This is a genomic window from Agrilactobacillus yilanensis (assembly GCF_003946725.1).
Lineage (GTDB): Bacteria > Bacillota > Bacilli > Lactobacillales > Lactobacillaceae > Agrilactobacillus > Agrilactobacillus yilanensis.
Map to the genome: position 1 here is coordinate 147,484 of NZ_RHOY01000002.1, position 26,168 is coordinate 173,651.

The 26,168-nt window shown below is 40.9% G+C and carries 20 protein-coding genes; all 20 read right to left on the reverse strand.

The window, feature by feature from the left end:
* Positions 1-134 precede the first annotated feature (134 nt).
* The 20 genes from nifJ to ssnA all read right to left on the reverse strand — a co-directional run bounded on the left by nifJ (position 135) and on the right by ssnA (position 25,930).
* Positions 135-3,731 (reverse strand): pyruvate:ferredoxin (flavodoxin) oxidoreductase, encoded by a 3,597-nt coding sequence (nifJ, locus tag EKM93_RS02145; RefSeq protein WP_125712595.1) that lies wholly within the window; start codon positions 3,729-3,731, stop codon positions 135-137.
* 63 nt (positions 3,732-3,794) lie between these two features.
* Positions 3,795-4,244, reverse strand: coding sequence for a flavodoxin (locus tag EKM93_RS02150; protein WP_125712597.1), 450 nt, complete (start codon positions 4,242-4,244; stop codon positions 3,795-3,797).
* Positions 4,245-4,583: 339 nt separating this feature from the next.
* On the reverse strand, positions 4,584-5,396 hold the full coding sequence (gene yqeB, locus EKM93_RS02155; RefSeq protein WP_125712598.1) for a selenium-dependent molybdenum cofactor biosynthesis protein YqeB: 813 nt from the start codon (positions 5,394-5,396) through the stop codon (positions 4,584-4,586).
* Positions 5,369-6,115: a selenium cofactor biosynthesis protein YqeC gene (gene yqeC, locus EKM93_RS02160; protein ID WP_125712601.1), complete on the reverse strand. Its 747-nt coding sequence runs from the start codon at positions 6,113-6,115 to the stop codon at positions 5,369-5,371. Before yqeC ends, yqeB begins: the two co-directional genes overlap by 28 nt.
* Positions 6,106-6,357, reverse strand: a complete 252-nt coding sequence (locus EKM93_RS02165; protein WP_125712603.1) for a DUF3343 domain-containing protein — start codon at positions 6,355-6,357, stop codon at positions 6,106-6,108. The genes yqeC and EKM93_RS02165 overlap by 10 nt, the downstream gene beginning before the upstream one ends.
* A gap of 23 nt (positions 6,358-6,380) precedes the next feature.
* On the reverse strand, positions 6,381-6,965 hold the full coding sequence (yedF, locus tag EKM93_RS02170; RefSeq protein WP_125712604.1) for a sulfurtransferase-like selenium metabolism protein YedF: 585 nt from the start codon (positions 6,963-6,965) through the stop codon (positions 6,381-6,383).
* A gap of 18 nt (positions 6,966-6,983) precedes the next feature.
* Positions 6,984-8,009: a selenide, water dikinase SelD gene (selD, locus tag EKM93_RS02175; protein ID WP_125712606.1), complete on the reverse strand. Its 1,026-nt coding sequence runs from the start codon at positions 8,007-8,009 to the stop codon at positions 6,984-6,986.
* Between the two features lie 4 nt (positions 8,010-8,013).
* Positions 8,014-9,162: a selenocysteine lyase SclA gene (gene sclA / locus EKM93_RS02180; RefSeq protein WP_125712608.1), complete on the reverse strand. Its 1,149-nt coding sequence runs from the start codon at positions 9,160-9,162 to the stop codon at positions 8,014-8,016.
* The gene (locus EKM93_RS02185) at positions 9,159-9,746 is read right to left on the reverse strand and encodes a nucleotidyltransferase family protein (protein WP_125712610.1); all 588 of its coding nucleotides are present in this window, start codon (positions 9,744-9,746) and stop codon (positions 9,159-9,161) included. Before EKM93_RS02185 ends, sclA begins: the two co-directional genes overlap by 4 nt.
* Before the next feature lie 18 nt (positions 9,747-9,764).
* Complete coding sequence (gene xdh, locus EKM93_RS02190; RefSeq protein WP_125712612.1) at positions 9,765-12,344, reverse strand: selenium-dependent xanthine dehydrogenase; 2,580 nt, start codon at positions 12,342-12,344, stop codon at positions 9,765-9,767.
* 122 nt (positions 12,345-12,466) lie between these two features.
* Positions 12,467-13,492, reverse strand: a complete 1,026-nt coding sequence (locus EKM93_RS02195) for an XdhC family protein (RefSeq protein ID WP_125712615.1) — start codon at positions 13,490-13,492, stop codon at positions 12,467-12,469.
* A gap of 35 nt (positions 13,493-13,527) precedes the next feature.
* Positions 13,528-14,904, reverse strand: coding sequence for a nucleobase:cation symporter-2 family protein (locus tag EKM93_RS02200; RefSeq protein ID WP_125712617.1), 1,377 nt, complete (start codon positions 14,902-14,904; stop codon positions 13,528-13,530).
* Between the two features lie 55 nt (positions 14,905-14,959).
* Complete coding sequence (locus EKM93_RS02205; protein ID WP_125712619.1) at positions 14,960-15,340, reverse strand: RidA family protein; 381 nt, start codon at positions 15,338-15,340, stop codon at positions 14,960-14,962.
* Between the two features lie 32 nt (positions 15,341-15,372).
* Positions 15,373-16,311 carry a carbamate kinase gene (arcC, locus tag EKM93_RS02210; protein WP_125712621.1) on the reverse strand — a complete coding sequence of 313 codons (939 nt, stop codon included), beginning with the start codon at positions 16,309-16,311 and terminating at the stop codon, positions 15,373-15,375.
* A gap of 40 nt (positions 16,312-16,351) precedes the next feature.
* Positions 16,352-17,548 carry a knotted carbamoyltransferase YgeW gene (gene ygeW, locus EKM93_RS02215; RefSeq protein WP_125712623.1) on the reverse strand — a complete coding sequence of 399 codons (1,197 nt, stop codon included), beginning with the start codon at positions 17,546-17,548 and terminating at the stop codon, positions 16,352-16,354.
* A gap of 17 nt (positions 17,549-17,565) precedes the next feature.
* The gene (locus tag EKM93_RS02220; protein ID WP_125712625.1) at positions 17,566-18,900 is read right to left on the reverse strand and encodes a YgeY family selenium metabolism-linked hydrolase; all 1,335 of its coding nucleotides are present in this window, start codon (positions 18,898-18,900) and stop codon (positions 17,566-17,568) included.
* Positions 18,900-20,039, reverse strand: coding sequence for a diaminopropionate ammonia-lyase (dpaL, locus tag EKM93_RS02225; RefSeq protein WP_376923061.1), 1,140 nt, complete (start codon positions 20,037-20,039; stop codon positions 18,900-18,902). Before dpaL ends, EKM93_RS02220 begins: the two co-directional genes overlap by 1 nt.
* A gap of 102 nt (positions 20,040-20,141) precedes the next feature.
* The gene (hydA, locus tag EKM93_RS02230) at positions 20,142-21,533 is read right to left on the reverse strand and encodes a dihydropyrimidinase (RefSeq protein WP_125712629.1); all 1,392 of its coding nucleotides are present in this window, start codon (positions 21,531-21,533) and stop codon (positions 20,142-20,144) included.
* A gap of 30 nt (positions 21,534-21,563) precedes the next feature.
* A complete protein-coding gene (gene ygfK, locus EKM93_RS02235) occupies positions 21,564-24,584 on the reverse strand; it encodes a putative selenate reductase subunit YgfK (RefSeq protein ID WP_125712631.1) in 3,021 nt (1,006 codons plus the stop codon).
* 11 nt (positions 24,585-24,595) lie between these two features.
* Positions 24,596-25,930: a putative aminohydrolase SsnA gene (gene ssnA / locus EKM93_RS02240; protein WP_125712633.1), complete on the reverse strand. Its 1,335-nt coding sequence runs from the start codon at positions 25,928-25,930 to the stop codon at positions 24,596-24,598.
* Positions 25,931-26,168: the final 238 nt, after the last annotated feature.

The following is a 26,168-nucleotide window of genomic DNA, read 5'->3' on the forward strand; positions in this document are numbered from 1 at the left end:
TCAAAGCCTTGCACACAGGCTGGTCCTATAAAAACTAACTTATTCTAAGTGAAAAACTGTCCTTGTGAGAATCCAGTTCAATCAGAGGATATAAGCTAGGCTGTGCATGATTTCATTCTTTCAGGAACACGTTTTTATTTATCAGAAACTTTTTCTGCTTTTTTAGCATTTACTTTTTCTGCATTTTTACGCATTGTTGCCAAACGGTCATAAGTTTGTGTCCGTTCTTTCATATCTGCTTCTGTCTTTTCAAACATTTCATCAACAACGGCATTGTCTTTCTTCACGTTGTAAAGTGAAGCATAACGTGTTTCGTGTTTCATGAAGTCTGGAATTTCTGAGAAGTTTTGTTTCTTGAAGTCTAGGCGCATTGGATCTTTGCCTTTAAGTGCCATTCTTGGATCGTAACGGTACAATTGCCAATAACCACCAGAAACGGCTTCTTTGACTTGGGCGATAGAGTTACGCATACCACCTTTAATACCATGGTTGATACATGGTACATAACCGATAACGATTGATGGGCCAGGATAACTTTCAGCTTCAGCAATAGCTTTGATAGCTTGTTCATGATTAGCTTCAAGGGCAACTTGAGCAACGTAAACATTACCGTAAGTTGCAGCAATCATACCAAGATCTTTCTTAGCTGTCTTCTTACCACCAGCTGCGAATTTAGCAACTGCAGAAGCAGGTGTTGCTTTAGACATTTGGCCACCAGTATTGGCGTACAATTCATTATCCATAACAAAGATATTTATATCTTCACCACTAGCTAGAACGTGGTCGATACCACCGAAGCCGATATCGTAAGCCCAGCCGTCACCACCAATGATCCATTGGCTAATCTTAGCAAAGGCATCTTCATCTTTAGCGATGTCTTGTAATACTGGATCTGTTTCAGCTTTCAAAGCAGCTGTTAACTTAGCAGCACGTTGCCGTGTGCCAGCGCCATCGTCTTTGTTGTCTAACCAAGCTTGTAACAAAGCTTGTGTGTCTTCAGAGCCGACTTTTGCATCAATCGCAGCTTGGATCTTGTTAGCTAAACGTTCACGTTTGTGTTGGTTAGCCATATACATCCCGAAGCCATATTCAGCATTATCTTCAAATAAAGAGTTACTCCAAGCAGGGCCACGGCCGTTTTCGTCAGTCGTATATGGTGTCGAAGGTGAAGAACCACCCCAGATAGATGAGCAGCCTGTTGTATTGGCAATTTGCATATGATCCCCATATAATTGCGTCAATAACTTGATGTAAGCTGTTTCACCACAACCAGAACAAGCGCCTGAGAATTCAAGCAATGGTTGTTTGAATTGAGAACCTTTAACAGATTCAACTTTAAATGGTACTGCTTTTTGACGTAATGTCATTGCAAAAGCCCAGTTTTGAGCTTGTTCTTTTTGTTCAGCGTAAGGCTTCATAACTAAAGCTTTACCTTTGGCAGGACAAGCTTCAACACAAAGTCCGCAACCAGTACAATCTTCAACAGAAACTTGGATCCGATACTTCAAGCCATCGGCACCCTTCATATCTCTTGTGATGTAGCCTTCTGGTGCTTCTTCCATTTCTTCATCATCTGCAGCAAATGGCCGAATAGCAGCATGTGGACATACAAAAGCACAAGTATTACATTCTGTACATCTTTCTGGAATCCATTCAGGAACTTCAAGGGCAACGCCACGTTTTTCGTAAGCTGTTGTGCCCATTGGCATATCCCCGCCAAGCATCCCGTTATCAATCAAGTCTTTAACAGTTAGGTTATCCCCTTCTTGACGATTGATTGGTTCTAAGATGTTCTTAACATAACTAGGTACGTTAGAATCTTCAGCTTTTGGCTTTTCATCTACGTTAGCCCAATCTTCAGGAACATCAATCTTGTGTAATTCATCAAAAGTGGCATCAATAGCAGCCCAGTTCTTTTCAACGATTTCACGAGATTTCTTACCGTAAGCTTTATCAACTTCGTCACGTAAATACTTAACAAATTCGTCACGTTTCAAGATGCCACTTAATTCAAAGAAAGCAGTGGACATAACTTGGTTAATCCGACGACCTAGACCTACTTTTTGAGCAATGTCAAAGGCGTTGATAATGTAGAAGTTAATATGGTGTTGTGCCAAATATTTCTTAATGTTTGCTGGTAAGAGCAAGCGTGTTTTGGCTTCATCCCAAGTTGTATTAAATAGGAATGTCCCGCCATCTTTCAAGCCCTTCAATAAGTCATATTCATGAATGTATGAAGCGTTATGACAACCAACAAAGTCAGGTTTTTCAACATAGTAAGTAGATTCGATTGGTTCGTGACCAAAACGTAAATGAGATAATGTCAAACCGCCAGATTTTTTAGAATCATAAGCAAAGTAAGCTTGGGCATATTGACCGGTATGATCCCCGATAATCTTGATGGCTTGTTTATTCGCACCAACTGTACCGTCAGAACCAAAGCCCCAGAACTTAGCTTGATAAATAGATTTAGGTGTTAAGTCTAGGACAGGGTATTTAGGTAATGATGTATTTGTAACATCATCAACGATACCAATTGTGAAGCGTTGTTTTAATTGTTCTTCTGGTAATTGCAAATGATCGTAAACAGATTCAATTTGATCTGGTGTTACGTTCTTAGAAGCAATCCCATAACGGCCGCCGATGATAACTGGGCGGTTTGGATGTGAATATAAAGCACTTTGTACATCAAGTAACAATGGTTCGCCTTCTGAACCAGGTTCCTTAGTACGGTCTAAGACAGCAACACGTTCAACGGTCTTAGGCATTTTAGCCAATAAGTCTTCAGTTGGGAATGGACGATACAAGTGCATGTTGATAAAACCAACTTTACGGCCTTGGCCATTTAAGTAATCTACGGTTTGTTTTGCAGTTGGTGCTACAGAACCCATTGCAACGATAACTTCAGTTGCTTCTGGATCACCATAGTAGTTTGTCAAATCATAGTTTGTGCCCCGAAGTGCGTTAATCTTGTCCATATATTTTTTAACAAGTGCAGGCATCTTATCGTAAAATTGGTTAACAGTTTCACGAGATTGGAAATAAATATCTGGATTTTGTGCAGTCCCAGAAACAACTGGATGGTTAGGATTCATTGCTCTGCTTCTGAAATCAGCCAAAGCATCAAGATCCATCATACCTTTTAAGTCATCATAATCGATAACTTCAATTCTTTGTAATTCATGACTGGTCCGGAAACCATCAAAGAAGTTCATGAATGGCAATTTGCCTTCCAAACTAGCTAAATGTGCGACAGCAGATAAGTCCATAACTTCTTGGACACCGCTTTCAGCTAACATACAAAAGCCAGTTTGACGTGCAGCCATAACGTCACTATGATCCCCGAAGATACTCAAAGCGTTTGTAGAAACGGCACGAGCAGCAACATGGAAAACAGTAGGTAATAATTCACCTGCAATTTTGAACATATTTGGAATCATCAATAGTAAACCTTGTGAAGCAGTGTAAGTAGTTGTTAACGCCCCAGTTTTTAAAGAGCCGTGAACCGCACCAGCAGCGCCAGCTTCAGATTGCATTTCAACGACTTTGACAGGTTCGCCAAAGATGTTTTTCTTACCTGCTACAGCCCAAGCATCAACGACTTCGGCCATTGTTGAACTTGGTGTAATTGGATAGATTGCAGCAACTTCAGTAAACGCATAAGAAATCCATGCGGCTGCTGTATTCCCATCCATTGTTTTTAAATGTTTTTGTCCAGTTTCATTATTCATCTTGTTTTACACACCTCTATAAGTTGCTTCCGGGCTTGCCTTGCAGGCCCATCAACGCTCAGTTTATCCTTGTGCTGCGACTACTTCGTCAACAAATTTTTGAAGTCTTGCTGTATCTTCATCGTCAGCATCGTTTTCGATTTTAACAAGTTCGCTACCTTTAGTAGCCCCTGTCTTAGCGAAATCTTCATCAAACAATTCAGCAGCATGGCAGAAGTAATCAGGATAAAGTTCGCTATCCCCACTGCCTACAACGCCGTAAACTTTGCCAGATAAATCTTCGTCAGCTAAATCTTCGTAAAAGTCTTCAAAATCAAATGGTAATTCACCATCATCGTAAGTATAAGTAGCAACGATGCATACATCTGCATCTTCAAAAATATCGCTGTCAGCATCTTCAGCTTCGATGCGTTCAACATCAAGACCCTTTGCCTTTAGTTGTTCCTCAAGAATTTCTGAAATTCCTTCTGTGTTCCCAGTCATACTTGCATAAACGATTTTTGCTAAAGCCATTACAATCATCCTTTCTAAGATAATCCAATTTTTTTATATGCTTAAACTCAACTTTCGTTAAGTAAAAGTTTAGGTTAAAACGCTTACAAGTTCACTATAGCACACTGTTTTGAAAACTCAATAATTTTTAGTTATGAAAATTTTTTATAGGCATAACCCTTATTTTTATAACTGTAAAATCCACTAAATCCTTAATTTTACTTGACAATCGTCACTTTACGGATAGCTGAATGATTTTTAGCTATAAAGAATATTTTTATGAGTTCTTCTAAAAAAAGGAGACTGAACCAAATTGTTTTTCAACCTGGTTCAGCCTCTAGACATTGTATGACAGTGCGGCTATAAAATTCCTTTTTGACGTCCGAGCATTAACACTGCATCTAAGGCGCCTCCCCCAATGGCACGCGCCTTATCGGAGATGTGGTCGCAAGCAATATTCGGTCTAGGATCAACGTCTGCGATTTTAAGGCCTTTTTCAACCCAAGTATCTTCAGCAATTAATCCGCGCAGTGTGCCACTAAGCGGCGACAAAACAGGTGTTGTATCCAAATAAAATAGTACTGAATCCTTCTGCACTTGATCACCAATATGATGTTTGTATCGCATGCGTCCGGTGGCAGGTGAATAAATAACACGTTCATCACTTTTACCAGCAATTACACCAGGTACACCAGTGTTTGCCAAAGGTTCCCCGTTTACAATAATCCGGCCTAAATCATGGCCGCGCATTGTTTCAATGGCTGCATCCACATCATCAGGGGCTTTAAAACCAGGGCCTAAGCCGATGGTTACAGGGGCCATTGAATGATTGGTCCCAATATTTCGTTTCGCTAGAATGCCATCAATCACAATCGACGGCTTAAGTGTGTGAATTATATCACCTTTCGAATCTACTATAACAGGAATGTCTCCGTTTTTCCATACTTTTTCAATATTTTCTTCAGAAGTTAATACAGCTGTAATGTCTTCAACAGTGGCTTTGCCGTCAGCAACCGCACTGCCTAAAGAAACATACCGCCGAATCATCATTGGTTGTTCAGTTTCTAACATGATCAGTTTAAAACCCGCATGGGCAATTTTTTGAGCGACCCCTGTTGCTAAGTCACCCCCACCACGGATAATCACTAGTGTGTCTTGGATTGACTGTCCCATAAAATTTCACCCCATTGTGTTGTTGTGTCCGCGGCAATAATTCGATCGAATAATTGCCGGTTCTTTGGTTCCATTGCTGCCACGACAGCTTTAGCATTAGCCAAAGTTTGTGCATCAGTGACATGATTCAAAATTAACAACCGCGTAGGCGTTAATTGCGCCAGTAAACCGGTTGATGCTTGAATGACAGCAGCTAAAACAGCTGGTGTTATCGGTTGGCCCACTACAAATGGCCCGTACTTCAAAAATAGTGGTAACCGGTGAATTAGTGTTTCTGTCAATGGCTGGCCACAAATATGGACTGGTAAAACACCAATCGTTGTGGTCATTTCTGGCAGTAATACTGGTTCTCCTGACCGCCAAGCCTTTAAAGACTTACGGTTAGCACCATCTGCTTCAATTAAAACTTTGTCAAAATTTGGTAATGCTTGTTGTAAAATTGCCAAATCAATACCGCTAAGTTTTTCACCAATTGGTGTCGGTGTCGCTATACCAGTGACATTAATACCCGGCAATCCTGGCTTCGTTAGTTCTTCCGGCATTAAAAAGCGATCAAATTCAGTGGGCTGTGGTTTTAAAATATGTGTGGTTGTCGTCATTAAAACCCGCTGTTTCTGATAACATTGCGCAAGATAATTCATTAAAGTTGTCTTACCGCCGCTGCCGATAATGCCAATCACGGCGTGGTCTGTTAATGCCAAACAATCGACTAATCGCATTTTTGATAAACCTTATGACCATCAACAACTTGTATTTGATAGATTTGCTGTACTGGAATGTCTGCCGTCGCCAATAATGCTTTAGCTTCGGTTAAATGTTCATCAGCTACCCGCAGGCAAATCCCGCAGGCATCCCCTAGTTGCCCTGGTAGTGGCATCACACGGACAGGCAACTTAGATTCAAATGTATCACTGGCATGAATGGCATGATGGGTATTGGTAAATGTAAACAAATAATCCAAGTTAACCCTCCTTATATAGGTAACTATAAAATAATGGTCTTTTCAGCTTGGTTCATAACTTCTGTAATTGTAAACATATTTGTAATGTCGCCAATGGCCAACTGATCTTTAATTTCATAAAAATCTAAGCAAGCCCCACAAGTACTAATTTGTGTACCTTTAGCTTCTAGTGTTTTTAAATCTTCTAAAACATCAGAATCTTTATTTGTCAAAAAGGCGCCGCCATTATAGAAAAATAATTGTTCTGGTGGTGTGGTAATTTCAGTTAGGGAGTAAATATAGGTCTTCATCAAATTCTTACCTAAAGTATCGTCACCTTCACCCATCACATTACGGCTAAAGCAAATAACTGCCCCAGTTTTTGGTTTTTCAGCTGTTGCTTGTGGTGTCACTGTAACCGTTACCGCAAAACCATCACCTTCTGTTTTACTGTCTACGGTATAGCCATTGCCATTTGCCATTTTAGTAATGTTTTTAATCGCCACTTCATTATCTACTAGGACGATTATGTCACCGCCTTCTGCAGGTAATTTTTGAATCGCTTTTTTTGTTTCGATAACTGGTAATGGACAAGGTTTGCCTAATGCATCAATATGAATTGTTTTCATAATCTATACCTTCTTAAATTAGAGTAGTGTGATTGGATTTTCTTCACGATCTGTAACTAGCCCAACAATCCGTGCCACTGGATCATCGACTTGTATCGCAGCTAATAAATCGGCCGCATCTTCAGTAGCCACACTGATTAATAAGCCCCCTGATGTTTGCGGATCAAATAAAATCTCCTGCAGACCAAATGGCACATTGCTTAAGGCCACTTTATCGCCAATTTGTTCTCGATTCCGCTGACCACCGGCAGTAACTAAATAATCATTGGCAAAATCTAATGCTTTTGGCAAGATTGGCAGCTCTTCAGTGTCCAGCACTAACGTATGGTCTGTGCCAGCCATCTCCAACCCATGGGCCAATAAACCAAAACCAGTAATGTCGGTACAAGCGTGGATTTGATAAGCTGGGAATTTATCGGTGGCATACTTATTTAACCGCTGCATCGACGCAATTGCGGCTTGTGTTGCTGCAGCATCCCCTACTTTGGCTCGATCCGCAGCTAGGATGATTCCCACCCCTAAAGCCTTTGTTAAAATCAATGTATCCCCGGTTTCAGGCGTGTCATTATGGATGAGCTTTCTAGGATCCACTAAACCGGTAACAGCCAGGCCATATTTTGGTTCATGGTCATAAATTGAATGACCACCAGCTAAAGCAGCCCCAGCTTCTTGCACTTTAGCAGCGCCGCCCGCCAAAATTTGACCTAACATTTCTTTAGGCAGCCGTTCTGGAAAACAAGTCACATTTAATGCCATGATGGCCTTACCACCCATGGCATAAACGTCACTTAGTGCGTTTGCCGCTGCGATCGTGCCAAAAACATAGGGATCTTCCACCATTGGTGAAAAGAAGTCCAAAGTACTGACTACAGCTTGATCTTCAGCCGTTTGATAAACAGCCGCGTCATCGCCACTACTAAAGCCTACCAATAAACTAGGATCTTGACTATGCGGTAAAGCCCTCAAATAACTGCTTAAATCACTGGCGGCAATTTTAGCGCCGCAGCCACCCGAAGTACAACTTGATAAAAAATCTTCTGTCATAATACTAAACGCCTTCTTTCAATACAGTCGCTAATGCTGTCAAAGTTGTCTCAATTTCTTGAGCGGTCGTGGTGTACCCTAAACTAAAGCGTACCGTCCCCTCTGGAAAAGTACCAATAGTTTTATGTGCCATTGGTGCACAATGGAGGCCGCAGCGGGTAATAATGCCCGCCCGATCATGTAAAGCCCAGCTCAGCTCACCGGGATCAATCCCTTGGCCATTCACCGAAATCACCGGGACCATTTTAGTGGCATCTTTAGGCCCATAAACCGTTACCGGTAGTTCCGCCAAGCCCGCCAAGAACTGCGCTGTCAACGCTTGTTCTTGCTGTTGAATTTTGGCCAAGCCCATAGCCTGTAGTGCCTTGACTGAAGCGCCTAGACTCAAAATTCCAATTGTATTGGGGGTGCCTGGCTCAAATTTATCCGGCAAAAAGTTCGGCTGCCGCGGTAACTCTGAGGCATTGCCGGTACCGCCCACTAACCATGGTTCAATTTGATCGGCTAGCCCCGGTGCCAAACAAAAACCACCGATGCCTGCTAAACCTAACAAACTCTTATGACCAGTAAAAACTAAAATATCAATCCCCATTGCAACCATATCAATTGGCAAATACCCTGCCGTTTGAGAAGCATCTAAAACTGTGACGAGGCCTAATTCATGGGCAATCTTGAAACATTCCGTTACTGATTGAATTGTCCCTACTACATTAGAAGCGTGGGTCATCACAAAGGCACTTGTATTCGGCAACACAGCTGGCTTAATGGTTTCAGGTGGTAAATAGCCGGTCTGATCACACGGTAAGTAAGTCACTGTCACACCGTCATCTTTTAACCGTTCCAAGGGGCGAATAACCGCATTGTGCTCCATTTGTGTCGTTAACACATGATCCCCTGATCTTAATAAGCCATTTAAAACCATATTTAAGGACATGGTTGCATTTTCCGTGAACAAAACATTACTGGCATCAGATACATTAAAAAGTTTAGCCAAAACTTCACGAGTATGCAAGGCAATACTGGTGGCTTCAACCCCTGCTAAAGCGCGATTTTGATTTTCATAATGGTTATTTTGTAAATATGCTGTGACCGCATCCGTCATCGCCGCTGGTTTTTGGTAAGACGTTGCTGCCCAATTTAAGTAAATACTCATCGCTTGAACCCACCTTCCACTAAGCGCTGATATTGTTCTGGTGTATCAAAATCTTGAAAACCACTGATTAATTCAGTGGGCATATGTATAGGGATCGTGGCTTCGGGATGCTGACGCATGACCTGACTGCCCCCCCGATCCCCTTTTAAGTTTAATAAATCAACGCGAAATAGGCTACCAAAAATCATAGGATTTGTTGGTAACCCATTCACGAAAGGATAAATAATTTTGTTAGACTGCGCTGCTTGAAGCAACGGACTCAAATGTTCAATGGTCAACAAAGGTTGATCCACTGGTAAATATAAGTAGGCATCGCCAAGGGCCGCTTGTGTCCCTAAAACCACACTGTGGCTGAGGCCTTTAGCTTGCCCATGGTTGATGACAACTTCAAAATTTTCAGGAATTTGACATTGTTGTGCATCAGCAGCACTGATTACTAAGATCCGTTGCGTACAAGGTAACTGAGCAACTAGTTCAAGACTGTGCGCTAAAAAAGACTGGCCTTGATATGTCAGAAATAACTTGTTCTTTGGATCCATGCGATGTGAAAAACCGCTGGCTAAAATCACTGCTGTCAGATGCATTGTTCTCAATCCCTTAAATTAGCGTTTTTTCTCATAAGGGGTATTGGCTATTGGTAATGTTGGACGAAGTTCCCCATCCATAGCGTAGTATGCGCCAGCAATAGCTGGAGCCGGTAAAATTGTGGCTAGTTCCCCAACACCTTTGACACCGTAAGCAATACCTTCATGAATTTGTTTGCTTTGAACAAACTTAGTTTCAATTTCTGGTACTTTTGTTGCGTCTAATAAGCCGAGGTTCGCATATTTCGCTTTAACGTAACCATCTTCAAGTTTGAAGTGTTCTGTTAATGCATAACCCATCCCCATGACAATCCCGCCATCAATTTGGCCGGAAGCAGATTTCGGATTAATCACTTGACCTACATCATAGGCTGCTGTGATCTTATCAATCTTGCCTTTTTCATCAAGGGTTACAACTTCTGAGGCATACCCATAACCAACGTGGCTAATTGGGTTATCTTTATCAGAATTTAATGGATCTGTTACTGGATTAAATTCACCATAGTATTCTTTGCCTTCTAATTCTTTAATTGCGTGACCCATATCCATATCAACCCGCAATTGTCCCGCAGCACGTTTGATCGCTTCACCAGTAATTAGAGATTGACGAGAAGCTGTTGTTGTCCCAGCATCTGGTGTCCGTCTAGTATCTGGTGCTTCAGCAATAATCATATCTGCTGGTAGATCTAAAGTTTCGCAGGCAATCTGTGTTGCAACAGTTGCAAAACCTTGACCAATACATGAAGCGCCGGCACGAACATGAATCTTACCATTTTCAATGGACACGATACAACGACCGTAGTCATCTAAGCCAACACCGATCCCACTGTTCTTGAAGAAGCAGCTGACACCGGCAACTTCGGCATTATCATAAGCATCTTTAACGGCTAATAAGGATTCTTTCAAAGCAGCATTGCTAGAAACGAGTTGGCCATTTGTCAAGACATCCCCAGGTTCAACTGCATTTTGATAACGAATTTGCCAAGGTGAAATGCCCACTTTTTTAGCTAAAATGTTAATGTTGCTTTCGATTGCAAAGGCTGTTTGAGAAACCCCAAAGCCACGGAAAGCGCCACATGGTGGGTTATTTGTATAAACACCGAAACCTTCAATATCAATATCTTGATATTTGTATGGACCGGCCGCATGGGTACATGCCCGTTGTAAGACAGGGCCACCTAAGGAAGCATAGGCACCAGTATCTGCGTAAATAACCGCTTTCATTGCTGTCAAATTACCATCTTCATCACAGCCAGTTGTGAAGTCCATTTCCATACCGTGACGTTTAGGATGGATCATTAAACTTTCTTGACGGCTCAATAGCACTTTAACCGGTTTTTGTAAGACATAAGCCGCTAAAGCAGCATGGTGCTGCACACTCATATCTTCTTTACCACCAAAGCCACCACCAACAAGCATTGATTTAACGTGTACTTGTGGTTTTTCAAGGCCTAGCATCCGGCTAACTTCACGTTGTTCGTCATAGATCCCTTGACCGCCGGTGTACAATAACACACCATCGTCTTCAGGCATCGCAACGGCACATTCTGGTTCCATAAAGGCGTGTTCATTAATTGGCACAGAGTAGTGTTGTTTAACGACATATTTAGAATTGGCTAATTTTTCATCAGAATTACCCCGAATAACATGTTCATGGGATAGTAAATTCCCTTTTTCATGAATCAACGGTGCATCTTCAGCTAAAGCTGCTTCACAAGTAACCATTGGTGTCAATTCTTCATAATCTACAACCACTAAATCTTTAATTTCTTCTAAGGTTTCTTTGTTTTTGGAAACAACTAAGGCAATGGCATCCCCTACATAGCGGGTAATTTCGCCTTCTGGAATCATAACATCCCAATCAGAGATAAATTCCAAATGCCCAATCTTGTTATTGCCAGGTACATCTTTAGACGTTAAGACAGCAACACAGTCTGGATGTTCCAGCGCTTTAGTCGTGTCAATTTTCAAAACTTTAGCCCGTGGGTAAGCAGCCCGGACAGCAGAAGCATGTAACATACCTGGTACATCCATATCTGTGATGTCATCAGCGTATTTACCAACACCGGTTGTCTTTTCAGCAGCATCCACCCGGATTAAGTCTTCACCTAAATGTCCGTCAGTTGTTGCTTCTGGAATAGGTTCATCTTCCCGCAGCATTTTAGCGGCAATTTGAATCCCTTCAATAATTTTAACATACCCAGTACAGCGGCAAATATTGCCACGAATGCCTTTACGAATTTCTTGTTCTGTTGGATTTGGTTTTTTATTCAACAGGCCAACTGCTGAAATAACCATCCCTGGAATACAATAGCCGCATTGGACAGCCCCAGCTTGTCCAAAAGCATAAGCAAAAACATCTTTTTGCCGTTGTGAAAGGCCTTCAACGGTTGTTACTTCTTTGCCTTCAACTTTTGATAAGTTAAATAAGCAACTCTTAGAAGCTTTTCCGTTAATTAATACCGTACACGCGCCACACGAGCCTTCACTACAGCCATCTTTTGTTCCAGTTAACCCTAAGTCATCACGTAAAAAGTGCATCAACTTTTTATCTTCAGTACATGAGACGGTTTCGCCATTCACCGTTAAGGTATACATCAGAACACCTCCATATAGATTGTTAATCAATTCACATTTATTATAACACCAAAAACATTTTTAGGCTCTAGATTTTTTGTTAGTTTTCACAATATAGTGAAAACCCTAACACGGTTGATACATTAAGCTTTCTGATCGACAACTTCTTGATATTGTGTTGCCCGTTCTTTAATCAGTTCTCCGGCAATACTAATTGCGATCTCTGCAGGGGTTTCTGCATTAATATCCAGACCAATTGGCCAATGCAACCGTGCGACTTCTTCTTTTGTAAACCCTTCCTCATCCATCAAGCGACGTGCATGCTTAGAAATCTTATAACGACTGCCAATTATCCCCAAATAAAAGGCGGGTGTATTTAAAAGCTGCACTTCCATTTGATAATCCGCTTCATGACTGCGTGTCATAACCAACCCATAATCCTGTGCCGTCAATTTTTGTGCTAAGTCATCTTTTGAGAAGTCCACGAGTTTTAATTCATCTGCTGTTGCAAAATGTTCCCGTGTTAATAAGTTTGTTCGGTCATCTAAGACAACCGTATAAAAGTTCAAATTATGTAGCACCGGTACTAATGCCTCTGCTACATGGCCTGCGCCATAAATATAAACTTTATCGCTTTGACTGATGGGTTCCACGAAATAAGTTGCCCCGTCAGCCGTCCAACAATTTGGTTTTATAGTTAAATAAGCCATGTCGGCATCAATACCGATGAATTGCGTATCTTCACTATAAAAGCCAAGCGTTGCTTCTGTTTCATCAACAAGCTTCGTTAATAACCAAGCTTCCACGTGTTGATCAGACTTTGCAACGATTTGTTGGAAAACATCTTTTGTCACCGTATCTTCATGATTCAAGAAGGTATAAAGCACGGTCGCCTTTCCACCACAGAGCATGCCTAAATCATCATTAGGCAATAGATTGAAATGTTTTAGTTCACTAACCTTATTAGCCAACAGTTCTCCCGCAATACTGATACTCTTGTATTCAATACTGCCGCCGCCAATTGTGCCGCCAAGATACCCTTGCGCGCCAATTAACATGTGTGCACCAGAACCTCTTGGTGCTGAGCCTGAACTATCAACGATTGAGACGAGTTCTAAATCATTTCCTTTTTGTAATTCATTGTGAATGAGGTTAAAAATAGCTTCCATGTTTTTTACCTTCTCTCTGAAGTCAAGTTATCACTTTAATTGTGATTTCTGATTGGTGCTGCCTTGACATCTTCCTTTTTGGCTTTGATTTTTCTACCTTGCTGATAATCTTTAACACTATTTAAAACTAAGTTTAAAACAATTGCTAGGATTGTTGTCAAAATAACTTCAGAACTGCCAAAAATTGTGTAAACCCATTCTGGGAAACCTTGTAAAGAATTTGGAGATTGGGCAACGCCAATCCCAGCTGCTAATGACAAGCCCACAATACCAGTGTTCGTCGAAGTTAACCCAGCTGAAGCGATTGTTTTGATCCCAGTCATGGCAATAATAGAGAAGACAGAAAGTGTCGCCCCACCAATTACCGCGTATGGAATCGTTACCAAAAGTGAAGACAATTTTGGTACAAATCCGGCAACAATAAGGATGCCTGACGCAAAAGTCAGGATCCATTTATTGACAGCCTTTGTGTCGATGGTGAGACCGACATTTTGACCAAAAGTGCCCACTGGTACTGCACCGAAGAAACCGCCTAACAAGTAAGCTAGACCTTGTCCAGTAATCGCACCAGACAATTCTTTGTCCGTTGCTTCCCGGCCCATAGCACCAGTCGTTGTTGCTGAGAATTGACCAACAGATTGGACAACTTCAACAATAAAGACAATTGTTAATGTAATAATTGGAACGGCATGAAAAGACATCCCAAAGTGCAATGGTTCAACAATTTGAAAATAACCCGCAGATTTTACCGCGTCAAAATTAACCATACCTAAGAAGAAAGCAAAAGCATAACCAACGACCATACCAATTAAGATCGATGATAATCTCAACAAGCCCTTAGAGAAATAATTTAGGACAAATACCACCAAGAATGTGACGATTGCCACTAACCAATTTTGTGCTGAACCGAAATTTGCACTGCCTTCACCACCGGCCATATACTTAATGGCCACTGGGAATAACGAAAGCCCAATGCTTAAAATAACGGTTCCGCATACAATAGGCGGAAATAAGAAACGTATCTTCTTAAATGCAAACCCCAACAATATTACTGCGATACTCCCGACGACAGTGGCGCCGAATATATCTGATATACCATAGTCCTTACCAATTACTAATAAGATTGGCATACATGCAAAACTAGACCCTAGTATTACAGGTAAACGTGCGCCGAAAATGCCAAAGATAGGGAATAACTGCATTAATGTCGCGATACCAGCCATGACCAATGAGATTTGGATCATCAGTGTCGTATCTGCGGCACTAAGGTTTGTTGCTTTTGCAATCATTATACCTGGTGTAATGATACCCGCAATTGCGGCCATTACATTTTGCAGTCCGATTGGTGCAACTTCCCCTAATGAAACCTTACCATCATAATTGAATAGGCCTCCTGATTTCTTTTCATTCATAGATATGACCCTTTCCTTCAACGTGTAACAACTGCGTGATTACAAGTCGAAGCTATTAATCTTTAATAGCTACGGCTTCAATTTCAAAGAGACCCCCTGCTGGTAAGTTTGCAACTTCAATGCAAGAACGTGCAGGCAATAGTTCTGTGAAATATTCACCGTAAATTTTATTAATTGTGGCGAAATCATTAATATCCTTTAAGAAAACTGTTGTTTTGACAACATCTTTATAGTCTAAACCAGATGTTTTCAAAATTGCACCAAGGTTTGTTAGACCTTGTTTTGCTTGAGCGGCAACGCCATCAGCTAATTTGCCAGTGGCTGGATCTAGGCCTAATTGACCAGAAACATACAATGTGTCGCCTGCTAAAACTGAGTGAGAATAAGGTCCAACAGCGCTAGGTGCGCCGTCAGAGTTAACTGCCTTTTTAATCATAAGATTGCCTCCAAAAATTATTCGATTAACTATTAAGCTTGGATTGTTGTCCCAGTTTTACCTGCTAAACCATCTTTTGCTTTTTCTAATAATGTGATCAATGTTTTGCGACCTGGTTTGGAGTTAGCAAATTGAATACCAGCTTCAACTTTAGGCAACATAGAGCCTGGTGCAAATTGATCTTCTTTAATATATTGGTTCATTTGATCAACGGTTACGTCAGTCAATGCTTTTTGATCTGGTTTGCCAAAGTTAACAGCAACATTTTCAACGGCCGTTAAGATAACTAACATATCAGCATCAATTCGTTCTGCTAATAAAGCACTGCAGAAGTCTTTATCAATAACTGCGCCAGCACCTTTCAAATGATCATTGGCTTCTTGAGTGACGGGAATACCGCCACCACCACAAGCAATAACTGTTTGATCAGCATCAATCAAAGCTTTGATTGTATCTTCTTCAACAATTGCTTTTGGTCTTGGAGAAGCGACAACTTGACGATAGCCACGACCGGCATCTTCCATAATTTGGATGCCTGTTTCAGCAGCCCGTTTTTCAGCTTCTTCTTTGGACATAAAACGACCAATTGGTTTTGTAGGATTTTGGAAAGCTGGATCATCTTTGTCTACAACAACCTGTGTGGCTACTGTAGCCACTGGTTTGTTAATGCCACGGTGCAATAATTCTTCACGTAATGCATTTTGTAGGTCATAGCCAATATATGTTTGGCTCATAGCTACACAAACAGATAACGGAACTTCCGGATATTTATCCGGATCAAGTTCCGTTAATTGTCCCATTGCCAACTGGATCATACCAGATTGCGGGCCGTTGCCGTGAGATAGAACAACTTCATAGCCTTCTTCGATTAAATCGACGATGGCTTTTGAAGTTGTTTTCACAGCTTCCATCTGTTCGTGTAGGTTATTCCCTAATGCATTACCTCCTAAAGCTACAACTACTTTTTTCATAAATACTAGCCTCTTTCAAACATTAATGTAATCTAGTGTATTATTTGAATTCGTGACGTTGTGTGCCGCGAGCTTCTAATTCTTTCAATACTTTTGCAGGATCTTTGAATTTGCTCAAGAAGATCATTGCAGCGATCATGTAAGGTTTGAAACTAGCTTGTTTGTATAATTCATCACGGTAGCGATCAAATACAGAAGCGTCAACTTCGCCTTCTTCAGCAGAAACGCCAGTGATGTCAGCAGGCAATGGATGCATGTATAATGCTTTGCCTTCCTTAGTTAATTTCATCATATCTTCAGTACAAGCCCAATCTTTATGTTCAGCATTTTGAGCTAATAATTCTTGTTCTAACTTATCGATGCCGTCAAAGTCGCCTTTGCCGTATAAGTCAGTCCGTTCTTCCATAGCTTTGAATGGTGCCCAGCTCTTGCAGTAGATAACGTCTGCATCTTTGAAGGCAGCTTTCATGTCGTTAGTCTTAGTGAATTTACCACCAGATTTAGCAGCATTCTTCTTAGCAATTTCTTCGATTTCAGGCATAACTTCGTAGCCATCTGGATGAGCTAAAGTAACATCCATGCCATAACGTGTCATCAAGCCGATAATTGCTTGCGCAACAGACAAGGGTTTGCCGTATGATGGAGAATAAGCCCAAGACATAACGATCTTTTTGCCTTTAATGTTTTCAACGCCACCAAATTCATGGATGATGTGGCCTAAATCAGCTAAAGCTTGTGTTGGATGATCTTCATCATCTTGCAAGTCAACTAAGTTAGGACGTTGTTCCAAGATACCATCGCGGTTACTTTCTTTAACGGCATTGATGACTTCGTTCATGTAAGCTGTACCTTTGCCGATATACATATCATCACGGATACCGATAACGTCAGCCATAAATGAGATCATTGTTGCTGTTTCACGAACAGTTTCACCATGGGCGATTTGAGATTTCTTTTCATCCAAATCTTGGATAGCTAAACCTAACATGTTACAAGCACTACTGAATGAGAAACGTGTCCGAGTAGAGTTGTCACGGAAGATAGAGATTGCTAAACCTGAATCAAAAACCCGTGTAGAGATGTTACGTTCACGTAAGTTACGTAAAGCGTCAGCAACTTGTAATGTTGCGTTTAATTCGTCATCACTTTTAGTCCATGTTTGTTGAAAATCTTCACCATACATGTTTTCAATGTTTAATTTGCTAATGCTATTTACTAATGCATCAAAGTTAGCCATTATTTAAAGTCCCCTTATTATTTGTTGTTATTAACGTATACAGTTGGTAATGCAGCAAACATAGCAGCACAGTGTACTAAGTCAATCTTCCAAGTATGTTCGTTAGAAGCATGCGCTTGAGCTTCAGCACCAGGGCCAAAACCGATACATGGAATGCCATTACGACCCATGATAGAAACACCGTTTGTAGAGAATGTCCATTTGTCTAACAATGGGCGAACTTTACGCATTTCGATTTGTTCAGCAGGGCCTTGGCGAACATCACCCCATAAGTTGTGGTGTGCTTCCATCAATGCTTTTGTAACTGGGTGATCTTCTGGGATAACCCAAGTTGGGAAGTAAGCTTCGATAGGATAAGATAAACCAGTGTAGCTTGGACGATCATAGTTGTACATAGAAACTTCAACATCGTCACTATATTTTTGAACAGCAGGTAATTGACGAATTTCTTCCAAGCAGCTTTGCCAAGTTTCGCCAGCAGTCATACGACGGTCTAATGAAACAGAGCAGCCATCAGCAACGGCACAACGACTTGGTGAAGAATAGAAGATTTGTGAAGCAGTAACAGTACCTTGGCCTAAGAAACGTGCTTCTTTCCATTCTGGGTTGTATTTTTCATCTAACATTCTAGCTAAGCCACGGATAACAGTGCTATCGCCAGCGCCATTGTTGTTCAAAGCACGAACGTCTTGTAAAATATCAGCCATCTTGTAAATTGCGTTATCACCACGTTCTGGAGCAGAACCATGGCAAGATAAACCTTTAACGTCAACGCGGATTTCCATACGGCCACGTTGTCCACGATAGATACCACCATCAGTAGGTTCGTTAGAAACAACGAATTCTGGGCGAATCTTGTCTTCGTTGATGATGTAATGCCAGTTTAAGCCATCACAGTCTTCTTCTTGAACAGTAGCAGCAACTAAAACAGTATATTTATCATTTAAAAGACCTAAATCTTTCATGATTTTAGCGCCATAAACTGCAGATGCGATCCCGCCTTCTTGGTCAGAAGTACCACGGCCACCGATTTCAGTTTCAGTTTCATAGCCATCATATGGATCAAATTTCCAGTTCTTGATTTCGCCGATACCAACTGTATCGATGTGACCGTCTAAGGCGATCAAAGTTTCACCAGTACCCATATAGCCTAATAGGTTACCCATTGGGTCAACTTCAATTTTATCAAAACCAACTTTTTCCATTTCTTCCTTGGCACGGGCTATCTTGTCGCCTTCTTCAGCACTTTCGCCAGGGATTTTAACCATGTCACGCAAGAACTTAGTCATTGCGTCTTGATATTTAGCAGCTTGTTCTTTAATTGCATTGTAATCTAATTCTACTTTAGTCATTATTTATTAATCCCCCATAAAATTTTCTTGTAATTATCTGGATCTGTATCCCCTTCAGTAGAGAACATCAATACTTTAGAGTTTTCATCCAATTGTAATTGTGCTTTCATATCAGCATAAGCTGGATCTTGCATTAATGTTGAAACTAAGCCCATACCAACGGCACCAGATTCACCGGAAACAACTTGTGGATCGCCTTTGATTGGTGCACCTAACATCTTCATGCCGCGTTCAGTAACCCAGTCTGGGCAAGAAGCGAAGTTGGCAACGTGGTTTCTCAAAATATCAAATGAAATGGTATTTGGTTCGCCACAAGCTAAGCCAGCCATGATTGTTTGTAAATCGCCAGTTGCAAAATGAATCTTATCATCATTTGCTTCAGCTGTTTGGTACAAGCAATCTGCAACTTGTGCTTCCATAACCGTCATGATTGGTGGGTTTTCAGGGAACAAGTTAGCGAAGAAACCAACAACAGCCCCAGCTAAACTACCAACACCTGCTTGAATGAAGACGTGTGTTGGACGTTCAACGCCAGCTTCACGTAATTGTTTTGCAGCTTCAAGTGCCATTGTGCCGTAACCTTGCATAATCCAAGTTGGGATCTTTTCATAGCCGTCCCAAGCAGTATCTTGAACCATTACGCCGTTTTCGTTAGCTTCTGCCAAAGCATTAGCTTTACGCACACATTCGTCATAGTTGACGTCTTCAATTGTAACTTCAGCGCCTTCTTTTTTGATGTTATCAAAGCGCATTTTAGTAGAGCCTTTAGGCATCAAAACAACTGATTTTTGACCTAATTTGTTAGCTGCCCAAGCAACACCACGACCATGGTTGCCGTCAGTTGCTGTGTAGAAAGTAACTTGGCCTAAGTCTTCTTTTAATTTAGGTGAAACCATAACGTCATAAGTGATTTCAGAGACGTCTTTACCTAGTCTTTCAGCAATGTAATTAGCCATTGCAAAAGAACCACCTAATACTTTAAAAGCATTTAAGCCAAAACGATAAGATTCATCTTTTACAAACATATCGTTTAAGCCTAAGAAACCAGCCATGTTCTTTAGTTCAGCTAAAGGTGTTTCCTTATATTGTGGGAAACTCTTGTGGAAGTTCTGGGCATTTGTAATCGCCTTTTGATTCATTAAATCAAGATGTTTGTCGTCTGTTTTTGATAATTGGTTTTTGATAATTTTAAGTTCAGCCAATTAAAAATCCTCCTTAGTTTTTTGTTTTTGATCTATAATTCATTTGTTGAAATTATATTCACTTTCATGACGGGCAATAAACTGACCTTGTTGACCTTTGAGTAGTTTGCCGTCTTCAGCAACCTTTTGACCTCTCAGATAAACTTGATGAGCAGCCCCTTGTGTCTTGAATCCTTCATAGGCAGTGTAATCAACGTTTGACAATTGTGTCTTTGCGGAAATTACGTTTTGTGCTTTTGGATCCCAGACAACGATGTCTGCATCACTACCGGTTTGAATGACCCCTTTTTGAGGATACATCCCAAATTGGTGTGCGGCGTGTTCTGACATCAGTCCGACGAACTGTTCTGGGGTGATTTTGCCACCGGCAACCCCGGCGGTGTACATTAACTCACCGCGGGTTTCCACCCCAGGCATGCCGCCAGGAATCTTTGTAAAGTTATCTTTGCCAACAACTTTTTGATTCTTAAAGTTGAACGCACAATGGTCGGTACCCATCGTATCAATCTCACCGTTCTCCAACCCAGTCCACAAAGCTGCAATATCTGCAGGTTTTCTAAGTGGTGGTGAGCAGATATATTTGGCACTTTCAAAGTCTGGCAAGTCGTAAAGCCGGTCATCTAAGAAGAAATACTGTGGACAACTTTCCACGAATACCTTTTGACCACGTTTACGCGCTGCACGGACAACTTCCAAAGATTCTTTAGTGCTAAGATGTACAATATTGACCGGAAGATCCGCCAAAGCTGCAATGGTTAAGTAACGCTCAATTGCTTCAGCTTCTAGGATGTTCGGGCGGGTAATGGGATGATATTTTGGCGCGTAGCACCCGGCAGCAAGATATTCCTGCTGCAATGCATTGACAAGATCCCCGTTTTCACAGTGAATCCCCAACATGCCATGGACAGCTTTGATGGCTTTCATAGCTTCATAAATGCCATCGTCACTGACGCGTAAATTATCATAAGCCATATACATTTTGAAAGAAGTGATGCCCTTGGCTGCCATTGCTTTAATTTGTTCAGCCATATTATCGGACCATTCAATCACGGACATGTGGAATGTATAGTCACAAGATGTTTTGTCCTTGGATAAACGATTCCAAGTATCTAGGCAATCTTGTAAGCTATGTCCCTTTTGTGGTGTTGCCATATCCATTACAGTCGTCGTGCCCTTCGCAACTGCCGCAACACTTGCTGTTGGGAATTCATCTGAAACGTTTAAAGTGCCGGGGCCATTATCCAATTCCATATGGGTATGCGTATCAATAAACCCGGGGAAGAGGAAGCAGCCATCTGCGTCCACGATTTCAGAATCTTTTTGCGGTAGGTCAACGCCCATCTCAACGATTTTTTCACCGTCGATTCGGACATCTAATTGCCGTTGACCATTGGTAGAGACGACTGTACCGCCTCGAATTAAAAGTGCCATCCTTTTTATTCTCCTTTTATATCATAAATCCTAATCTGCTAAGCAGTAGCTGTAATCATCAATAACAGTTTCCATTAAGTCTAATAGGCCGTTTGGAATGTCAACAATTGTTTCTGTTAAACGAATTGTCTTTTCTTGGTGATCGTAACGAACTAAGCATTCTTTCTTAGCTGCATCGATAACGTAGAAGCCTTGGTTTGTACTGTTGTTGAAATCTTCTTTACTATTGAATAGCGTGAATTTATCTTTATAAGGTGCGCTAGAGTATGGGCAGAATGTTTCGCAGTTCCCACATTCATTACACATACGATCGATGTGCATGATTTGTGGATTGCCGTTAACATTAACGACGATATTGGCACGGTTAGGACATACATCAACACATGATTCACAAACTGTAGAACATTCTAGACAACGACCGGCTTGTGTTGTATCACAATCTGGTGTAATCAAGTTGCCACGTTTTGCACGAGGTTCTGCTAAGTTGATGTTTTGGTTGTCTGTTTCAAAGTTCTTATTGTGAACTTCGCCGTTAACTTCGCCGCAGATGTTGTTTGCAGCTTTTGTTGCATCTGCAATTGCTTCAACAATTGTTGCTGGGCCGCGGTTTGCATCCCCAATAACATAAGTCTTAGGCAAGTTTGTTTCTAAAGTCATTGGGTTAGATTTAACATAACCTTTTTCGTCTGTTTCAATACCAATGCTTTGGTAGAATTCAGTATCAATCTTTTCACCGACTGCAGAAATAACTGTGTCTGCAGCGACTTTTTGGAATTTACCAGTGCCTTTTGGTGCCCGACGACCAGAAGCATCGCGTTCGCCAAGTTCCATGATTTCGCAAGTTAATTCGTTGTTTTCAAGGCTGATTGGTGATAATAATTCTAAGAAGTTCACACCATCATCCATTGCAAAAATCAATTCTTCTTCGTCAGCAGGCATGTTCCGTTTGTTACGACGGTAAACAAGAGAAACTTGTTTGACACCAGGTAAGCGTTTTGCAGCTCTGGCACAATCCATTGCAGTATTCCCACCGCCGACAACGACAATGTTTTCACCATAAGGATTGATTTCAGTATTTTCACGGTTCGCTTTTAAGAATTCCAAGGAATTGATTGCAGAACCTTTTGTTAAACGTAAGTTATTATGACGCCAAGCACCAATTGCATAAACAACGTTTTCGTAACCTTGTTTGTGTAATTCGTCTAAGCTTGGTGCAGCTTGACCGTTTTTGAATTCGGCACCCATGAATTTGGCTAAGCCAACATCATTTTTAACGCTTTGTGCAGATAACCGGAATTCTGGAACGATTTGTGTACAAACACCACCAGGTTCATCAGCTTTATCAAAGACAGTTACTGGCATGCCTTCGCGAGCTAACAAGTAACCAGCAGAGATCCCTGCAGGGCCGCCGCCGACAACTGCTGTCTTAGGTGCATCTTTAACAGGTGTTGGTTTTTCCATTGTTGCTAATAATTCATCATAAGCATGTTCTGCAGCTTCTAATTTCACGCCGCGGATATCAATGGCACCTTCATAAAATTGACGGGTACATTTTGTTTCACATGGGTGAGCACAAATTGTCCCAGTAATAAATGGCAATGGGTTTTTGTCTACGATAACTTGTAAAGCATCCAAATACTTGCCTTCGCTGACGTAACGTAAGTAAGCAGGAACATCTTGGTTAATTGGACAACCACCAGTACCACGACATGGTGCTGTGTAGCAATCTAATAATGGTAATTTTTCAGCGATCTTTGGTGTTACTGGTAATTTAACAGATTTTTGATATAATGCTTGTTCATTAGCTTTTTTAACTAATTCTGTTAATTTATCTAATTTCAATTGAACGTGCGTTGGATAATCTAATGTGCTAACAACATTTGCAATTTGGGTAATCCGTTGATAAGCACCTGGTTTTAAGAGTGTTGTTGCAAAAGTGATTGGCCAAATACCTGCTTCAAAGATGTCTTTAACGTTGAAAACATCTGCCCCACCAGAATAAGAAATTTGTAATTTGCCATGGAAAGCATCTGATAATTTCTTAGCAACTGCAATACTCAATGGGAACAATGAACGGCCGGACATGTACATTTCATCGCCTGGTAATTCATTTTGCTTGATTTCTACAGGGAATGTATTGGTAATCTTCACACCAAAGCTGACTTGTTCGTCATCAGCTAAAGCTTGTAACCGTTGGATCATTGGTACAGCATCTTCAAATTGAAGATCTTCAGTAAAGTGATGGTCATCAAAGGACATGTAATCATAACCTAATTCGTCCACAACTTTACGCGCATAATCGTAACCTAATAAAGTTGGGTTACATTTAATGAATGTATTTAAATGCTTTTCATGGATTAAATGAGATGCAATTTTTTCAATTTCATCTGCAGGACAACCATGTAAAGTAGATAATGTAATAGAATGAGAAACTCTAGGGCTAATAGATGCCAAATATTTTTCATTAATTCTTGTGAATCTTGGCAATAATTTCTTAGCAGCTGTCATGCATTCTTCCCAAACGGGTTGTTTGGAAGCATCTTGCATACTATCAATATAGTTTTGAACTTTTTCAGACTTAATGCCTTTTAGATCATAGCCAACACTCATGTTGAAGATGAAGCCATCAGGACTGCCTAAGTTTAATTCACGGCTCAATAATTTTAAGACGAACCATGCTTTAGCATATTCTTCAAATGCATCTGGAACACGTAATTCTGTAGACCATTCAACGTTGTAAGCTTCGTCACGGGCGTTGATACATGGCTTTTCAACAGGTAAGTTTTCGCCATCAATAATTTGAACTGTCTTAACTTCGAAGAAACGAGAACCTGTTAAGTAAGCTGCAATAATATTTTGTGCTAATTGGGTATGTGGACCAGCGGCCGGGCCAACTGGTGTTTCCATTTCTTCCCCAAATAGTGAGATTTTTTTGTTTGGATCAGCTTGGAAAAATTTGCGAACACCGAAGATTGTACCGTTTCGTTTGTATTCTTCTAAGATCCATTCTAGTAATGCTTCGATTGAAATCGGACGCATAATATCACTCATGTTTACACCCCTTATTTATTAATGTTGTCCCAAAGTCTTTGGGCTTGAACTTGTGCATCAGCATAGACAGCTGCTTCATCGATACCTTGAAGTTCACGATTACGCATCCGAACTTCACCACCAATGATCGTGTCACGTACGTTGCCGCCGTTCATACCGAATAAGATATGAGAGTTAATATTGTCAGCTGTAATTGGTGTTGGTGCGCTGTAATCTAAGACGATAACGTCAGCAGCAGCATCTGGTTCTAAAACACCAAGTTTTGTTTGGAAGTAATGATTTGCCATCTTAGGGTTATTTTCAAATAACATTGTTGGTACTTCACCCCAAGCAGCATTTGGATCTGCTAAGTGGTCTTTATGGATTAAGTTGGCAAACTTATAAGATTCTGTTAAATCATTTGTGAAGCCGTCTGTACCCAAGCCAACTGTTAAGCCATATTTATTCATCATTGTCATTGCTGCTGGTGTGCCAACCGCATTCCCCATGTTTGATTCAGGGTTTGTAACGACCATTGTTTCAGTGTCTTTTAGAAGTTGCATTTCTGAAGGGCCGATGTGGATACAGTGGCCAGCCATTGTTTGTTTGCCTAAGATACCTGCATTGTAGAGACGATCAACAACGGGTTGTCCGCAACGTTGTAATGAATCCGTAACATCTGAAATCCCTTCAGCAATATGTATATGGTAACCAATGCCTTCAGGTGTGAAACTCTTTGCATATTCCAAAGTTTCGTCAGATAATGTAAAGGAAGCATGCATCCCCATCATTGCGTGTTGCATATCATCATTACGTTGTGCAACCGCTTTAATGAACCGTGCATTTTCAGCAACTGAAGCTTTCATTTGTGCTTCGCCATTTCTATCTGAAACTTCATAGCAGAGACAAGTCCGAACGCCCATTTCATCAGCAGCTTGGCTCAAAGCATCTAAACTGCCATCAACTTCGCCGTAACTTGCATGGTGATCAAACATTGTTGTTACACCATTTTTAATACTGTCTAGATAAGCAACACGACCACTTGCTAAGGTCATCTTGTTATCTAATTCGTTGTCTAACCGGAACCATTGACCTTTTAAAATATCCAAGAAGTTTTCAGGGTGATAACCATTAATAGATAATCCCCGAGCGAAAGTGCTATAAATGTGATTATGCATGTTAACAAAGCCAGGCATGATCACACCGTTTTTGGCATCGATAAATTCAGCATCTGGGTACTTCTTACGTAAATCATCAGTGGTGCCAACTTCCTTGACCTTTTTACCATCAAGAGCGACGCAACCGCCTTTAATAAAACTATTTACTGCTGAACGTGTAACCAGATAACCATTACCAATTAGTAACATGTTTCTCCTCCTTCTGTATCAAACGGGAAAACGATTTCAAAGTTTTTTGTTAATATCTTCACTTATGAGTATAACACCTTCACTTAAAAAAATGAAGTCTACCTAAAAAATATTTATTTGCTTTGTTAATATTAGGGATAACCCTTATGTGCTGCGGGTTTCATCCGCTTAAAATCCTCAAAATCTGTTTGAATACAGATAAATACCTAAAAATTTGTTTTGTTTTTTATCCAAAAAA

What these genes read in the sequence shown, in the direction of transcription:
- xdh (WP_125712612.1), bottom strand. Translation starts at nt 12,344, where the DNA reads ATGTATACCTTAACGGTGAATGGCGAAACCGTCTCATGTACTGAAGAT.
- EKM93_RS02150 (WP_125712597.1), bottom strand. Translation starts at nt 4,244, where the DNA reads ATGGCTTTAGCAAAAATCGTTTATGCAAGTATGACTGGGAACACAGAA.
- EKM93_RS02220 (WP_125712625.1), bottom strand. Translation starts at nt 18,900, where the DNA reads ATGACTAAAGTAGAATTAGATTACAATGCAATTAAAGAACAAGCTGCT.
- ygfK (WP_125712631.1), bottom strand. Translation starts at nt 24,584, where the DNA reads ATGAGTGATATTATGCGTCCGATTTCAATCGAAGCATTACTAGAATGG.
- sclA (WP_125712608.1), bottom strand. Translation starts at nt 9,162, where the DNA reads ATGAGTATTTACTTAAATTGGGCAGCAACGTCTTACCAAAAACCAGCG.
- dpaL (WP_376923061.1), bottom strand. Translation starts at nt 20,039, where the DNA reads ATGAATCAAAAGGCGATTACAAATGCCCAGAACTTCCACAAGAGTTTC.
- yedF (WP_125712604.1), bottom strand. Translation starts at nt 6,965, where the DNA reads ATGAAAACAATTCATATTGATGCATTAGGCAAACCTTGTCCATTACCA.
- selD (WP_125712606.1), bottom strand. Translation starts at nt 8,009, where the DNA reads ATGACAGAAGATTTTTTATCAAGTTGTACTTCGGGTGGCTGCGGCGCT.
- hydA (WP_125712629.1), bottom strand. Translation starts at nt 21,533, where the DNA reads ATGGCACTTTTAATTCGAGGCGGTACAGTCGTCTCTACCAATGGTCAA.
- EKM93_RS02195 (WP_125712615.1), bottom strand. Translation starts at nt 13,492, where the DNA reads ATGGAAGCTATTTTTAACCTCATTCACAATGAATTACAAAAAGGAAAT.
- ygeW (WP_125712623.1), bottom strand. Translation starts at nt 17,548, where the DNA reads ATGGCTAACTTTGATGCATTAGTAAATAGCATTAGCAAATTAAACATT.
- ssnA (WP_125712633.1), bottom strand. Translation starts at nt 25,930, where the DNA reads ATGTTACTAATTGGTAATGGTTATCTGGTTACACGTTCAGCAGTAAAT.
- nifJ (WP_125712595.1), bottom strand. Translation starts at nt 3,731, where the DNA reads ATGAATAATGAAACTGGACAAAAACATTTAAAAACAATGGATGGGAAT.
- EKM93_RS02185 (WP_125712610.1), bottom strand. Translation starts at nt 9,746, where the DNA reads ATGCATCTGACAGCAGTGATTTTAGCCAGCGGTTTTTCACATCGCATG.
- EKM93_RS02200 (WP_125712617.1), bottom strand. Translation starts at nt 14,904, where the DNA reads ATGAATGAAAAGAAATCAGGAGGCCTATTCAATTATGATGGTAAGGTT.
- yqeC (WP_125712601.1), bottom strand. Translation starts at nt 6,115, where the DNA reads ATGCGATTAGTCGATTGTTTGGCATTAACAGACCACGCCGTGATTGGC.
- arcC (WP_125712621.1), bottom strand. Translation starts at nt 16,311, where the DNA reads ATGAAAAAAGTAGTTGTAGCTTTAGGAGGTAATGCATTAGGGAATAAC.
- yqeB (WP_125712598.1), bottom strand. Translation starts at nt 5,396, where the DNA reads ATGGGACAGTCAATCCAAGACACACTAGTGATTATCCGTGGTGGGGGT.
- EKM93_RS02205 (WP_125712619.1), bottom strand. Translation starts at nt 15,340, where the DNA reads ATGATTAAAAAGGCAGTTAACTCTGACGGCGCACCTAGCGCTGTTGGA.